15 protein-coding genes are annotated in these 12,942 nt (G+C 61.5%); 2 read left to right on the top strand and 13 right to left on the bottom strand.

Annotated features, from left to right (window positions below; all coding sequences use genetic code 11):
* Positions 1-6: 6 nt before the first annotated feature.
* On the top strand, positions 7-1,347 hold the full coding sequence (locus F2P46_RS18630; RefSeq protein WP_166892807.1) for a hemolysin family protein: 1,341 nt from the start codon (positions 7-9) through the stop codon (positions 1,345-1,347).
* A gap of 32 nt (positions 1,348-1,379) precedes the next feature.
* Here the strand turns inward: F2P46_RS18630 and F2P46_RS18625 are convergent, their stop codons facing one another.
* From F2P46_RS18625 to F2P46_RS18590, 8 genes are all read right to left on the bottom strand, one after another.
* Positions 1,380-1,769: a pilin gene (locus F2P46_RS18625; protein ID WP_166892804.1), complete on the bottom strand. Its 390-nt coding sequence runs from the start codon at positions 1,767-1,769 to the stop codon at positions 1,380-1,382.
* A 556-nt stretch (positions 1,770-2,325) separates the two neighbouring features.
* On the bottom strand, positions 2,326-2,754 hold the full coding sequence (locus F2P46_RS18620) for a GNAT family N-acetyltransferase (protein WP_208296681.1): 429 nt from the start codon (positions 2,752-2,754) through the stop codon (positions 2,326-2,328).
* Positions 2,755-3,816: an AI-2E family transporter gene (locus F2P46_RS18615; RefSeq protein WP_166892802.1), complete on the bottom strand. Its 1,062-nt coding sequence runs from the start codon at positions 3,814-3,816 to the stop codon at positions 2,755-2,757.
* Positions 3,817-3,844: 28 nt separating this feature from the next.
* Entirely contained in the window at positions 3,845-4,405 is a 561-nt protein-coding gene (locus F2P46_RS18610) for an SCO family protein (protein WP_166892906.1), read from the bottom strand.
* A gap of 35 nt (positions 4,406-4,440) precedes the next feature.
* Complete coding sequence (cyoE, locus tag F2P46_RS18605; RefSeq protein WP_166892800.1) at positions 4,441-5,334, bottom strand: heme o synthase; 894 nt, start codon at positions 5,332-5,334, stop codon at positions 4,441-4,443.
* Positions 5,331-6,473 (bottom strand): COX15/CtaA family protein, encoded by a 1,143-nt coding sequence (locus F2P46_RS18600; RefSeq protein WP_166892798.1) that lies wholly within the window; start codon positions 6,471-6,473, stop codon positions 5,331-5,333. Before F2P46_RS18600 ends, cyoE begins: the two co-directional genes overlap by 4 nt.
* A gap of 3 nt (positions 6,474-6,476) precedes the next feature.
* The gene (locus F2P46_RS18595) at positions 6,477-6,998 is read right to left on the bottom strand and encodes a cytochrome C oxidase subunit I (RefSeq protein ID WP_229509351.1); all 522 of its coding nucleotides are present in this window, start codon (positions 6,996-6,998) and stop codon (positions 6,477-6,479) included.
* A 67-nt stretch (positions 6,999-7,065) separates the two neighbouring features.
* Entirely contained in the window at positions 7,066-7,794 is a 729-nt protein-coding gene (locus F2P46_RS18590; RefSeq protein ID WP_166892796.1) for an SURF1 family protein, read from the bottom strand.
* A gap of 36 nt (positions 7,795-7,830) precedes the next feature.
* Here F2P46_RS18590 and F2P46_RS18585 point away from each other — a divergent pair, with 36 nt between their 5' ends.
* Positions 7,831-8,031: a twin transmembrane helix small protein gene (locus F2P46_RS18585; RefSeq protein WP_166870512.1), complete on the top strand. Its 201-nt coding sequence runs from the start codon at positions 7,831-7,833 to the stop codon at positions 8,029-8,031.
* Between the two features lie 136 nt (positions 8,032-8,167).
* Here the strand turns inward: F2P46_RS18585 and F2P46_RS18580 are convergent, their stop codons facing one another.
* The 5 genes from F2P46_RS18580 to coxB all read right to left on the bottom strand — a co-directional run bounded on the left by F2P46_RS18580 (position 8,168) and on the right by coxB (position 12,853).
* Positions 8,168-9,028, bottom strand: a complete 861-nt coding sequence (locus tag F2P46_RS18580; protein WP_166892794.1) for a cytochrome c oxidase subunit 3 — start codon at positions 9,026-9,028, stop codon at positions 8,168-8,170.
* A gap of 73 nt (positions 9,029-9,101) precedes the next feature.
* Complete coding sequence (locus F2P46_RS18575) at positions 9,102-9,314, bottom strand: DUF2970 domain-containing protein (protein WP_166892793.1); 213 nt, start codon at positions 9,312-9,314, stop codon at positions 9,102-9,104.
* A gap of 8 nt (positions 9,315-9,322) precedes the next feature.
* A complete protein-coding gene (locus F2P46_RS18570; protein WP_166892791.1) occupies positions 9,323-9,862 on the bottom strand; it encodes a cytochrome c oxidase assembly protein in 540 nt (179 codons plus the stop codon).
* 197 nt (positions 9,863-10,059) lie between these two features.
* Positions 10,060-11,655, bottom strand: coding sequence for a cytochrome c oxidase subunit I (gene ctaD / locus F2P46_RS18565; protein ID WP_166892788.1), 1,596 nt, complete (start codon positions 11,653-11,655; stop codon positions 10,060-10,062).
* Positions 11,656-11,668: 13 nt separating this feature from the next.
* Entirely contained in the window at positions 11,669-12,853 is a 1,185-nt protein-coding gene (gene coxB, locus F2P46_RS18560; RefSeq protein WP_166892785.1) for a cytochrome c oxidase subunit II, read from the bottom strand.
* Positions 12,854-12,942 lie beyond the last annotated feature (89 nt).

The following is a 12,942-nucleotide window of genomic DNA, read 5'->3' as shown; positions in this document are numbered from 1 at the left end:
CTCTTTATGCAAAATGCCTTACTGGTCTTGCTCGCCCTGTTCCTGGTGGCGCTCAACGGCTTTTTCGTGGCGGCCGAATTCGGCATCGTCACCCTCCGAAAAACCCGCGTGCGCGCGATTGCCAAGAGCCAGGGGGTGCGTGGACGCCTGCTGGGCAAGGTCCACGGCCAGTTGGATGCCTACCTGTCGGCCTGCCAGCTCGGTATTACCTTGGCGTCGCTGGGCCTGGGCTGGGTCGGCGAGCCGGCTTTTGCCAGCCTGCTCGAACCGGTGTTCGGCCTGCTGGGCGTCGAATCGGCGAAGATCATCCACACGGTGTCGTTCGTCATTGCCTTCAGCGTGATTTCTTTCCTGCACATCGTGGTGGGCGAACTGGCGCCGAAGTCGCTGGCGATCCGCAATCCGGAAGTGGTGGGTTTGTGGACCGCGCCGGCGCTGTATATTTTCTACTGGTCAATGTATCCCGCGATTTACCTGCTTAACGGCAGCGCCAACCTGGTGCTGCGCCTGGCGGGCCTGTCCGGTTCGGGCGGGCATGACGCCCATTACTCGACCGAAGAACTCAAGCTGATTCTGCGCACCAGCCAGCCGGGCGAAAAGTTTACCCGCGACGAGCGCCATATCCTGGCCCAGTCGCTCGACTTCAGCCAGCTGTCGGTGGCCGACCTGATGCGTCCGATCAATGAAGTCATCGCCCTGCACTCCAGCAAGTCGATGGAAGAAAATTTGCAGACCGTGGTGAGGAACCGTTTCAGCCGCTATCCCTACTTCGATAGCAATGGCGAAGACGTGCTGGGCGTGATCCATTTGAAGGATTTGTTCTTTGCGCAGCAGGCCGGGCGGCCGATCAAGGATCTGACGCAGTTTTTACGCCCGGTCGAAACCATGTCGGCGCGCACGCCGGCCCAGCAGATGTTCCGCCGCTTTCGCGACGGCGCGCCGCACTTCGCGCTGATTGGCGAAAAGGGCAAGCGCCCGGTCGGGTTTATCACGCTCGACAACCTGCTCGGCGCCATGGTCGGCGAAATCCGCGACGAATTCCGCTTGAACGAGAACGATTGGCTGCGCCAGCCGGACGGCACCCTGATCGGCAAGGCCAGCCTGCCGATCTTCTCGCTGGAACGGATCCTGGGAATCGATATCGATAACGAGACGCTCGGCCTGGATGAAGTCGAATCGGTCGGTGGCTTGTTGATGGTGAAGCTGGGCGACATTCCCAAGCAGGGCCAGCGGATTGAGTTTCCTCACTTCGACATCGTGGTCAAGAAGATGAACGGTCCGCGCATCGTGCTGATCAAGGTGATTCCGCAAGTGCACCGCACGCCTGATACGGACGAGCAGGACTGATCGTCGCGGGGGAATCGGCTGTCGCGTCCTGCTTAGCGCGCGACGGCCGTGCACCGGTCGGGCATATCCTTGTCGGGGGCGCCGATGCAACGCCACTGGATTTTTCCATCAACGAATAAGGGCGACAGGATAATCATCTGTCCGTTCCTGCCGCCTTTTGCGACGATCACGCCTGTGTCGTTCACCTCAAACAGCGTGACGTTGCTTGGTACCGGCAGCGCTTGTGTGAGCTGTGTTGCCGTGCCGGCAAAGGTACCGCGCTTGACGGCGTCGGCTTCAATCGCGTACTGCACAGCCCCAAGCTCAACAAGCATCTTGCCGGTTTCTGCGCGCGCACGATAACCCGAGTACTGCGGAATGATGACGGCCGCTAGCACAAGAACACAGAGGGCTCCGAGCACCCCTTTCAGAAAACACTTCATGGTGCGGCCCTGCGAAATGAATGTGTATTAGCGCCATCACCCGGTTCAGGCATTGAGCTGTCGAACCTCCGCCGCAGCCGTGATTTTACTGGATGTAGCCACGTGCTGCCGGACGGCGCGTAAGCGCAGCCGGTGCCAGGTCTGACATTCGGACACGGGCTCTTCTATCAGGATAATTCGCGGTGCTGTGCCCGGTCTTACAGCTGCGTTCGTGTCCGAATGTCAGCGCAGTAATCGGCGGGGTGCGCCGAAAATCGCGCCGAAGCAAGCACCCTATATAACTGGCAGATATGAAAACCGCTGTCCTTATGGTGTTTGCTTAAGAGACCTGACACCGTATTCACGGTCTTACAGCTGCGTTCGTGTCCGAATGTCAGACCTGACACCGTATTCGGTGTCCGAATGAGACCTGACACCGTATTCGACACCGTATTCGGTCAGACCTGACACCGTATTCGGACACCGTATTCGTTGCGCATCAATACATGAACTTTTGCAAACGGCTCGTTATCCAAAGCGCTTTCCTTCAACTATGTTCACTGGCGATCCCGCCCAATCACGTATGCATGGAGGGGGAAAAGAACACGATTTCCGGATCGTCATCGTCCAGATTATCGATGAATCCGCTGAGTCGAAATCCGGCCGACTTCAGCAGTTCCTGCATGCGCTGGTTGGACAGGTTTGTCGACGCAAAGAGTTTCGGCGTCGTGCAGCGCGCCTGAAAATCACGCACCAGCGCCATTCCCAATCCCTGGCGGCGAAAACCTTCGCCCACCATGACCATCTCGATGAACCCGTTACCGAAAAAATGGTATCCCAGGACGCCGTAGGCGCCGACCGACTCGCCCGTCCGGGCCACATAGCAGCATCCTGCATCGATCCACTGCCTTATCTGGACACGCCGCCCGGGTTCGCAGGCCGCCACCGTATCGAGCGCGACCAGCGCCTCACGGTCGGCCAGGGTGGCGACTCTGATCTCCACCATCTAAATATCGTTGACTGCGGCCGGCTCGATGCCGGTCCACTCGCGCATCAGCGAATACCCCACCGCCAGCAGGGTCGGGCCGATGAACAGGCCCACGAAGCCGAACGCCAGCACCCCGCCCAACACCCCCAGCAACACCAGCAAGAACGGCAGGCTGCTGCCGCGGCTGATCAGCATCGGCTTGACCACGTTGTCGACCCCGCTGATGAGCACCAGCCCCCACACCACCATGAAGATGCCCCAGCCGGTCTGGCCCTGGTTGAACAGCCAGATCGCCGCCCCGCCCCAGATGATCGGCGGGCCGACCGGCACCAGCGACATCACGAACGTGGCCACCGCCAGCAGCGGCACCCCCGGCACGCCGGCGATCACAAACCCGATCGCGGCCACCACGGCCTGCGCCAGCGCCGTTCCCAGCAAGCCGTACATGACCCCGCGCACGGTCTGGCTGACGGTGGTGGCGATGCGTTCGGAGCGCTCGCCGATGATGCGTTTCATGGCAACCCCGATGGCCAGCAGCAAGGTCGGCCCGTCGCGGTACAAGAAGAAGCTGACAAAGGCCGCCAGGCTCATCTGCGCAACACCCGCGCCCAGCACAATGCCGCCACCGAGCAGGTAGTGGCGCGCCGGTTCCAGCAAGCGCTGGGCCAGTTCCATCATCTGCTCGCGGCTCGAAACCAGGTTACCCACGTAGCTGTAGAGCGTCTCGCCGACCAGCGGAACTTGGCGCAGCCAGCCCGGCGGCTCCACATGCCCGGTGGCGACAGCGGCCTTCAATTGATCGTAGAAGCGCCCGACGTCGTCGGCCAGGTTGTAGGCCACCAGCGCGATCGGCAGGATCACCAGGCAGGTCAGGGTCAAGGTGAGCGTCAGCGCGGCCAGGGTGCGCCGGCCACGCATGCGCTCCAGCACGTACAGGTAGATCGGCCAGGAGGAAATCACGATGGCGGCGGCGAACAGGATTGCCGCCAGGAAGGGGCGCAGGACATACAGGCAACCGATGGTGAGCAGCGCGATCGCGCCCATGTATGCGTAATTCTTGCCGCTGCGCTCTTGGTCCATGGTCACCCAGTCAGGTCAGTGTTGCGGATCAGTTCAACAGTTGCTTGATGTCGTGCACGATCGGCGCCGGGCCTTTACCGTGACGCACGAACAGGCGGATCTTGCCGTTGCGGTCGAACACATAGCTGGCGGCGGTGTGGTCCATCGAATAGCTGCCTTCCGTCTTGCCGTTGACCTTGGCGTAGAACACCTTGAATTCCTTGGCCACTTTCGCGGTCGCTTCGGCGTCGCCGTACAGGCCGAGGAAGCGCGGATCGAAGGCCGGCACATATTGCGCCAGCAGCGCCTGGGTGTCGCGCGCCGGGTCGATGGTGACGAACAGCACCTGCACCTTGTCGGCGTCGGGACCGAGTTCCTTCATCACCGCCGCCATTTCGGCCATGGTGGTCGGGCACACGTCGGGACACTGGGTGAAGCCGAAAAACATCACCACCACCTTGCCCTTGAAGTCGGCCAGGGTGCGCGGCTTGCCGTTGTGATCAAGCAGGGCAAAGTCGCGCGCGTAGTCCAGGCCCGTCAGGTCGGTGTTCTGGAAACTCGGCGGCGCAGGCGGCGTGGCCGCCTTGTCGCAGGCGGCCAGGGTCAGCATCGCAGGAAGAATACACAGGGCAAGCAGTTTCTTGATCATATTTTGACGTAGTGGTCGAGCAACAGCGCGGCAAACAGCAGCGACAGGTAGATGATGGACCAGGTGAACGCTTTACGCGCCACCTGGTCGGAATAGTGGCGGTACACCTGCCAGCCATGCCACAGGAACACGGCATTGAGCAGCACCGCCGACACCAGATAAATGTGTCCGCTCATGCGCACCGCGTACGGCAGCAAGGTCGTTGCCGCCAGCACGATGGAATACAGCCAGACATGGAAACCGGTGAAGTTCATGCCATGCGTGACCGGCAACATCGGCAAGCCCGAGCGCGCGTAATCGTCGCGCCGGTACATGGCCAGCGCCCAGAAATGCGGCGGGGTCCACACGAAAATGATCAGCACCAGCAGCCAGGCTTGCATCGGCACGTCGTTGGCGACCGCCGCCCAGCCCAGCGCCGGCGGCATCGCGCCCGACAGGCCGCCGATGACGATGTTCTGCGGCGTGGCCGGTTTCAGGATCATGGTGTAGATGACGGCGTAGCCGACAAAGGTGACGAAGGTCAGCCACATGGTCAGCGCGTTGACCATCGTATAGAGCACGGCCATGCCGGCGCCGCCGATGATGGCCGAAAAGATCAGGGTCTGGGTCTTGGTCAATTCGCCCATGGCGGTGGCGCGGCGCGCGGTGCGCGCCATGCGCGCGTCGATCTCGGCCTCGACCAGGCAGTTGACCGCGAACGCGGCCCCGGCCAGCAGCCAGATGCCGATCGTGGCCGGCACCAGGATGCGCCAGTTCGGCACGCCCTCGGTGGCCAGCAGCATCCCGATGACGGCGCAGAACACGGCCAGCTGGGTTACTCTTGGTTTGGTCAGCGCCCAATACTGGGCGACGCGGTTGGCGGATTTATGTGTTGCGGTCTGGGTTGTCATGGGTGGTGGCTTGCTTGCAGTACCGGTCCGGAGGGGTACTTGATCTTGTAGTTTAACATGGTCACCATCAGCACCAGCAGCGCAGCGCCTGCGTTATGCAGGACGGCGATGGTCAGTGGAAAGTTCAGATAGACGGTGGCGATCCCGCTCACCGCTTGCACAGCGAGCACGATGCCGATCCCGCGCGCATGCCGCGCCGCGCCGGGGTGGGCCCGCGCGCGCCAGGCGGCCAGGCCCAGCACCGCCAGCACCACGAAGGCGAAGTTGCGGTGCACCCAGTGGATCGCGGTCAGGGCCGGGAACGGCAGGTAGTGTCCGGCGGCGGTCTTGCCCAGCTCGCGCCACAGGTGGAAGCCGTGCCCGAAGTCCATCTCGGGCACCAGCTTGCCGTTACACAGCGGGAAGTCGGTACAAGCCAGGGTGGCGTAGTTGGTGCTCACCCACCCGCCCAGGGCGATCTGGATGGCCAGCACCACGGCAGCGGCCAGCGCCAGGCGGCCCGGCATGCCAGGCGCGGCGCCCGCGATGGCGTCGGGCGCGGTGAAGCGCCCGTGCGCCAGCGCGCTGGCGCGGTTCTGGCGCGCGCCCAGCCACACCAGCATCGACAGCAATCCCATCCCCAGCAGCAGGTGGATGGTGACGATCACCGGTTGCAGCTTGAGCGTGACGGTCCAGGCGCCGAAAGCGCCCTGCACCAGCACGAACACGAACAGCATGGTCGGCAGCGCCGGCGCGTATTCGGCGCGGCGCGTCTTGCACCACTGGTTCCAGGCGGTGCCCATCAGGGCCACGATCAGCACGCCGATGCCCATCGCCAGGTAGCGGTGGATCATTTCGATCCAGGCTTTGACGAGCGTCACCGGTCCGCTCGGCATCAGCGTTTCGGCTTTGATGATCTCGGCGTGCGCCAGGAAGGGATTGGCGGCGCCGTAGCAACCCGGCCAGTCCGGACAGCCCAGCCCCGAATCGGTCAGGCGCGTAAAGGCGCCGAACACGATCAGGTCGAACGTGAGGAAGACCGTGATCCAGACCAGCTTGCGGTATTTGTTCGGGTCGGACGACATCCACACCATCGACAGCGGCAGGCAGGCCGCCAGCAGGCCGGTCAGGCCCAGTTGCACCATGGACGAGAGCTGCATCGCTTAGCCGATCGCGGACGCTTTGAGCACTTTGTACATATCCTTCTTCACCTTGGACGGCTCCGGATTCTTGGGGAAGCGCATCATCAGGTGGCCGCGCGGGTCGATCAGGTAAGTATGGTCGGCGATCTTGCCGCCCGGCTCGACCGGCAGCCAGGCCACCACGTTGGCGGCCGGCACGCGCAGCATGTGGGTGCCATCGACCACGCGGATCAGCATGGTGTCGATCGGGCTCGCGTCCGTCACCAGCCAGACCCGTTCGATGCGTTCCATTTCCTTGCCCTGCATCAAGCGCAGCTGGCGCATCGCGACCAGCTGGTCGCGGCAGGCTTGCGGACACTCGCCCGGACCCACCTGCAGCATGATCCATTTGCCCTTGTAGGCGTCGAGCGCGGCCGGCTTGCCGTCGAGCGTGGTGGCGCCCAGGGTGGGCGGGATCGGGTGCTTCTGCGGCTCGATCAGGGTGCCGTAGTTGGTGCGCCCGGTCGGCTTGATCACGTAATAGGTGAGATAGGAAAACAGCATCGGCGCCGCGCACACGAAGACCACGGCCAGCAGTTTCCAGCGGCCGCTCCATTGACTTGCCTTTGCTTCAGTCAGTTTGTTTTGTTCCACGTCGAAATCCTGTAATCACGAAAAAGAGCAGCGCCATGACCGCCAGCGCATACCATTGAAATGCATAACCCTGGTGTTTTTCCACATTCAGGGAGGGAGCCGGCCAGTTGCGCACCAGCTTGTCGCCGACGGGCGCCGGGCCGCTTTGCTCGATAAAGAACGGTTGCACCGTCAGGCGGCTCGCTTGCGCAAACTCGTCCGGGGTCAGGTTTTGCAGGATGGCCTTGGGCGCCACCGGCGTCGCCGTGCCCAGCTGCATGACCTTGCCCATGCCCGATCGCGCCAGGCCGCTGATGGTCACCGTGCCGGACGGCGTATCGAATTCCGGCAAGCGGTCGAACTGGCCGGTGTAGCGCGGCAGCCAGCCGCGCGCCACCAGCACATGGGTATCGGTGCCGTCGATGCGCAGCGGCATGACCAGGTAGAAGCCGGCCTTGCCTTCCAGCGGACGGTTATTCAAGAACAGCGGCCACGCGCGCACGAAGGTCCCGCTCACCGTCACCGGGCGCAGGTCGACCTGCGCCGGCGCGAGCAGGGTTGCGCCGAGCACCAGCGGGGCGGCGCCGGCGCGTTCCGTGATGGCCTGCTGCAGGGCGATTTTCCCGGCGGCGCGGCCATCCTGCCAGCGCCCCAGCACGATGCCGAGCGCCACCAGCAGCACGGTCGCCACGAAGGGAATGGCCCGAAAGCGAAAGCCGATACGCATTACAATGGTGCCTTACTCAAAAAATTCGAGCTCATTATGAAAATCCTCGTCGCCTTTGCCTTCATCCTGATCCTCGGGAGCCTGGGCTCGGCCCTGTTCTTCCTGATGCGCGACAAGGGCAAGAGCAACCGCACGGTACACGCGCTGGCGCTGCGCGTAGGCTTGTCGATCACCCTGTTCCTGATGCTGCTTGGCAGCTACAAGATGGGCTGGATCGCGCCGACCGGCATCCGCTGATGCATTGATCGCCCCTGCGCTCGGCAAGCTTATACCCCAGCCGCAAAAAACCGGGGACAGGCCACCGCTTGGTGGACTGTCCCCGGTTTTTCTCATTTCAAACCTGCCGGAGGGCGCACCCTCCCGCTTGCCGCCATTACAGCCAGTAGACGACGACGTACAGGCCGAGCCAGACGACGTCGACAAAGTGCCAGTACCAGGCCGCGCCTTCGAAGCCGAAGTGGTTGTCGGCGGTGAAGTGACCCTTCATGACGCGGTACAGGATCACCGACAGCATGATCGCGCCGAGCGTCACGTGGAAACCGTGGAAGCCGGTCAGCAGGTAAAAGATCGAACCGTAGATGCCCGAGGTCAGTTTCAGGTTCAGGTCGCTGTAAGCGTGCATGTATTCGTAAGCCTGGAAGCCCATGAAGACGGCGCCCAGCAAGATGGTGGCGGCCAGCCAGAAGGCGGTCTTGGCACGGTGGCCGGCGCGCAGCGCGTGGTGCGAAATGGTCAGGGTCACGCCCGACAGCAGCAACAGGCAGGTGTTGATGGTCGGGATCGGGAACGGGCCCATGGTCGTGAAGCTGTCGATCGTGCCGGCCGGGCTGGCGCCGCCCCACTGGGCTGCGAAATCAGGCCAGATGATCTTGTGATCGAGGTCGCCCAGCCACGGCGTGGTGATGGTGCGGGCGTAGAACAGCGCGCCGAAGAAGGCGCCGAAGAACATGATTTCGGAGAAGATGAACCAGCTCATCGACCAGCGGAACGACAGGTCGATGCGCTTGCCGTACTGGCCGGCTTCGGATTCGCCGATGGCGTCGCCGAACCAGAAGTAGAAGACCAGCAGGGTCGCCAGGATGCCGGCGATATTGAGCGCCGGACCCCAGGACACGTCATTGACCCAGGCCGAGGCGCCGATCATCGTCACGAGCAGCGACAAGCCGGCGGCCATTGGCCATTTGGATGGGCCTGGCACGAAATAATACGGTGCGGCGGCGTGTGGTGAACTCATCTTCATCTCCTAAATCAAACTGTATGCGGTGAATTTATTGCTAATTTTGTAAAACATCAATCCGGCGGCCGGTTTACGACACGGCAAATTTCACCAATGCCACCAGCACGCCGATGAACAACATCACCCCAATCAATCCGGCAATTACCACATGCACCGGATTCAGGCTGGCCGAATCTTTTTCGTAATCGCTGCGCTTGCGGATGCCCAGGAAGGACCAGAACACCGCTTTCATGGTGGCGCCGAACGAAGCGTTGCGTTCGGGGGCCTTGTGCTCGTCGCTCATGGCGGCCCTTACTTCGCCGCCACGGCCTGGGTACCGGCAATTTCAAAGAAGGTGTACGAGAGCGTCATCGTCTTCACGTTTTGCGGCAGGGCCGGATCGATGTAGAACACCACCGGCATCTGCTTGGCCTCGTTCGCCTGCAAGGTCTGCTGCTTGAAGCAAAAGCACTCGACCTTCTTAAAATGCTGCATCACCAGTTGCGGCGCGAAGCTGGGAATCGCCTGCGCCTGCACGGTGCGGTTTTGCGTATTGACCACTTCGTACATCACGGTGGTCAGTTCGCCCGGATGGACTTCGACCGAGCGCTTGGTCGGGCGGAAACGCCACGGCCCCTGCGAATTGCCGTCGAACTCGATGGTGATCTTGCGCGACTGGTCGATCTGGGTATTCTTGTCGTACGTCACCGTGCCATCGGTCTGGGTCAAGACATTGATACCGAGCAGTTCGCACATGTGCTTGTACACGGGGATCAGGGCGTAACCAAAACCAAACATCAACACCGCGACGACGACCAGCTTGCCGAGCATCGCGCGATTGAGTTTCAACATGCCGGATTGTTCGTTTGCCACGTCAGCTCACAGCCAAATGCGTTTGATGAAAACCATCGAGAAGAAAAATACCGCCAGCGCGCCGATGATCAGGCCCGTGCGGAGGTTGTTCGGCTTTTTTGGATCGGACATGGTGCTCACTTACAAGTTCAGTGGCGTGGGCACCGACCGGGCCGCCCACGCTGCTGTAAAACGGATTACTTCACCGTCGGCGGTACTTCGAAGGTGTGGAACGGCGCCGGGCTCGGCACGGTCCACTCCAGGCCTTCAGCGCCATCCCATGGCTTGTCGGCCGCTTTGGCGCCGCCACGGATGGTCGGCAGGATCACGCAGAACAGGAAGTACACCTGCGACAGGCCGAAACCGAAGGCGCCGATGGTGGCGATCGTGTTGAAGTCGGTGAACTGCGCCGGGTAATCGGCATAACGACGCGGCATCCCCGCCAGTCCCAGGAAGTGCATCGGGAAGAAGGTGATGTTGAACGTGATCAGCGACAGCCAGAAGTGCATCTTGCCGCGGAATTCGTTGTACATGTGGCCAGTCCACTTCGGCGACCAGTAATAGAAACCGGCGAACAGGGCGAACAGGGAACCTGCGACCAGCACGTAGTGGAAGTGGGCCACGACGTAGTAGGTATCTTGCAGCTGGATGTCGATCGGGGTCACAGCCAGGATCAGGCCGGTGAAACCACCCATCGTGAACACGAAAATGAAGCCGACCGAGAACAGCATCGGGGTTTCGAAGGTCATCGAACCCTTCCACATCGTGGCGATCCAGTTAAACACTTTCACGCCGGTCGGCACCGCGATCAGCATGGTGGCGTACATGAAGAACAGCTGGCTGGTCACTGGCATGCCGGTGGTGAACATGTGGTGGGCCCAGACGATGAACGACAGGATCGCGATCGAGGCGGTGGCGTAGACCATCGAGGCATAGCCGAACAGTGGCTTGCGGGCGAAGGCCGGCAGGATCTGCGAGACGATACCGAAGGCCGGCAGAATCATGATGTACACCTCGGGGTGGCCGAAGAACCAGAAGATGTGCTGGTACATGACCGGGTCGCCGCCGCCGGCGGCGTTAAAGAACGAGGTGCCGAAGTGACGGTCGGTCAGGGTCATGGTGATCGCGCCAGCCAACACAGGCATCACGGCGATCAGCAGGTAGGCGGTAATGAGCCAGGTCCAGCAGAACATCGGCATTTTCATCAGGGTCATGCCGGGAGCGCGCATGTTCAGGATGGTGACGATGATGTTGATCGAACCCATGATCGACGACGCGCCCATCAGGTGCATCGCGAAAATCGCCATGTCCATGCCGGGTCCCATCTGGGTCGACAGCGGTGCGTACAGGGTCCAGCCGGCGGCGGTTGCGCCGCCAGGCACCAGGAACGAGGTCGCCAGCAGGATCGCTGCGGGCGGCAGCAGCCAGAACGAGAAGTTGTTCATCCGTGCGAACGCCATGTCGGAGGCGCCCACTTGCAGCGGGATCATCCAGTTGGCGTAGCCGACGAAGGCCGGCATGATCGCGCCGAACACCATCACCAGGCCGTGCATCGTGGTCAGCTGGTTGAAGAACTCGGGCTGGAAGAATTGCAGGCCCGGTTTGAACAGTTCGGTACGGATCATCAGCGCCAGCACGCCGCCGGAGAGCAGCATGATGAGCGAGAACCACAGGTACAGGGTACCGATATCCTTGTGGTTGGTGGCGAACAGCCAGCGGGTCAGGCCCGTCGGGTGATCGTGGCTATGATCGTGGTCATGGCCGTGTGCGTGATCTAGTGTGCTTGTGCTCATGAGTTACTCCCGATTACTTGTTACGTGCAGCCAGGACTTCGGCTGGTTGAACGATATTTTCCGCTGCCTTGTTCGACCAGTTGTTGCGGGTGTAGGTAATCACCGCAGCAATATCGGAATCCGACAATTGTTTCCAGGCTGGCATCTCGGTCGGGAACTTGCCCGATTTCTGGCCATGCAGCAGGATATTGACCTGGTCCGCTTTCGGACCGGTCACGATGGCGGAGCCGTCCAGCGCGGCGAACGCGTTCGGCACGCCCTTGCCGTTGGCCTGGTGGCAGACCACGCAGTTGGTGGCGTAGACTTTTTCGCCTTTGATCTTCAGTTCGTCGATGGTCCACACTTTCGATGGATCGTCAGCCAGGGCAGCCATTTTCTTTTTCTCGCCGGCGACCCACTTGCTGTAGTCGGCGTCGGAGACGACATTGACCACGATCGGCATGAAGGCGTGTTCTTTACCGCACAGCTCGGCGCATTGACCGCGGTAGACACCGATCTGCTCGGCCTTGAACCACGTGTCGCGCACGAAACCGGGAATCGCATCCTGCTTGACGCCGAAGGCCGGGATCATCCAGGCGTGGATGACGTCGTTGGCGGTCAGGACGATGCGGATCTTCTTGTTGACCGGCACATAGATTTCGTTATCGACTTCCATCAGGTAGTTCACGCCGCGCGGTGCGGTTGGCGCAATGCCTGGCTCGCCGACCTGCGAACGCGGGGTGGACAGGCTCGACAGGAAGGAAATGCCTTCGCCCTCGCCCTTCAGGTAATCGTAGCCCCATTTCCACTGCATGCCGGTGGCTTTGATGGTGATGTCGGCGTTCGAGGTATCTTTCATTGCGACCACGGTTTTGGTCGCTGGCAGCGCCATCACGATGACGATCAGGAACGGTACGACCGTCCAGGCGATCTCGACGGCAGTCGATTCGTGGAAGGTGGCTGGCTTGTGGCCCAGCGAACGGCGGTGCTTGAAGACCGAATAGAACATCACGCCGAACACCGCGACGAAGATCACCATGCAGACGACCATCATCCAGGTGTGCAGGTCGTTGATTTCCGACGCAATCTTCGTTACTGGCATTTGCAGGTTCAGCTGGTAATCCACCGGACGTCCCTCCACCGGTGCGGCCAGCGCTGGGATGCTGGCCGAAATTGCCAGACCGAACATCAAGGCCTGAAGTCGCTTTGCATATGTCATGTTTTCCCCAACCACCCAAAAATAAGAATATTTTTTCTACGCCAGTGATCCTGATCGGATCCCGGCGCTCCGAAACCATCGCACAAAAA

The sequence above is a fragment of the Massilia sp. CCM 8734 genome (genome assembly GCF_011682155.1).
GTDB classification, from domain to species: domain Bacteria; phylum Pseudomonadota; class Gammaproteobacteria; order Burkholderiales; family Burkholderiaceae_D; genus Telluria_A; species Telluria_A rubra.
This window is presented reverse-complemented; position numbering and strand designations above follow the sequence as displayed.

Bases quoted from the DNA above. Each gene is read 5' to 3' on its own strand.
- F2P46_RS18580 (WP_166892794.1), bottom strand. From the start codon at position 9,028: ATGAGTTCACCACACGCCGCCGCACCGTATTATTTCGTGCCAGGCCCA.
- F2P46_RS18585 (WP_166870512.1), top strand. From the start codon at position 7,831: ATGAAAATCCTCGTCGCCTTTGCCTTCATCCTGATCCTCGGGAGCCTG.
- cyoE (WP_166892800.1), bottom strand. From the start codon at position 5,334: ATGACAACCCAGACCGCAACACATAAATCCGCCAACCGCGTCGCCCAG.
- F2P46_RS18620 (WP_208296681.1), bottom strand. From the start codon at position 2,754: ATGGTGGAGATCAGAGTCGCCACCCTGGCCGACCGTGAGGCGCTGGTC.
- F2P46_RS18610 (WP_166892906.1), bottom strand. From the start codon at position 4,405: ATGCTGACCCTGGCCGCCTGCGACAAGGCGGCCACGCCGCCTGCGCCG.
- F2P46_RS18630 (WP_166892807.1), top strand. From the start codon at position 7: ATGCAAAATGCCTTACTGGTCTTGCTCGCCCTGTTCCTGGTGGCGCTC.
- ctaD (WP_166892788.1), bottom strand. From the start codon at position 11,655: ATGAGCACAAGCACACTAGATCACGCACACGGCCATGACCACGATCAT.
- F2P46_RS18600 (WP_166892798.1), bottom strand. From the start codon at position 6,473: ATGCAGCTCTCGTCCATGGTGCAACTGGGCCTGACCGGCCTGCTGGCG.
- coxB (WP_166892785.1), bottom strand. From the start codon at position 12,853: ATGACATATGCAAAGCGACTTCAGGCCTTGATGTTCGGTCTGGCAATT.
- F2P46_RS18570 (WP_166892791.1), bottom strand. From the start codon at position 9,862: ATGTTGAAACTCAATCGCGCGATGCTCGGCAAGCTGGTCGTCGTCGCG.
- F2P46_RS18625 (WP_166892804.1), bottom strand. From the start codon at position 1,769: ATGAAGTGTTTTCTGAAAGGGGTGCTCGGAGCCCTCTGTGTTCTTGTG.
- F2P46_RS18595 (WP_229509351.1), bottom strand. From the start codon at position 6,998: ATGCTGTTTTCCTATCTCACCTATTACGTGATCAAGCCGACCGGGCGC.
- F2P46_RS18590 (WP_166892796.1), bottom strand. From the start codon at position 7,794: ATGCGTATCGGCTTTCGCTTTCGGGCCATTCCCTTCGTGGCGACCGTG.
- F2P46_RS18615 (WP_166892802.1), bottom strand. From the start codon at position 3,816: ATGGACCAAGAGCGCAGCGGCAAGAATTACGCATACATGGGCGCGATC.
- F2P46_RS18575 (WP_166892793.1), bottom strand. From the start codon at position 9,314: ATGAGCGACGAGCACAAGGCCCCCGAACGCAACGCTTCGTTCGGCGCC.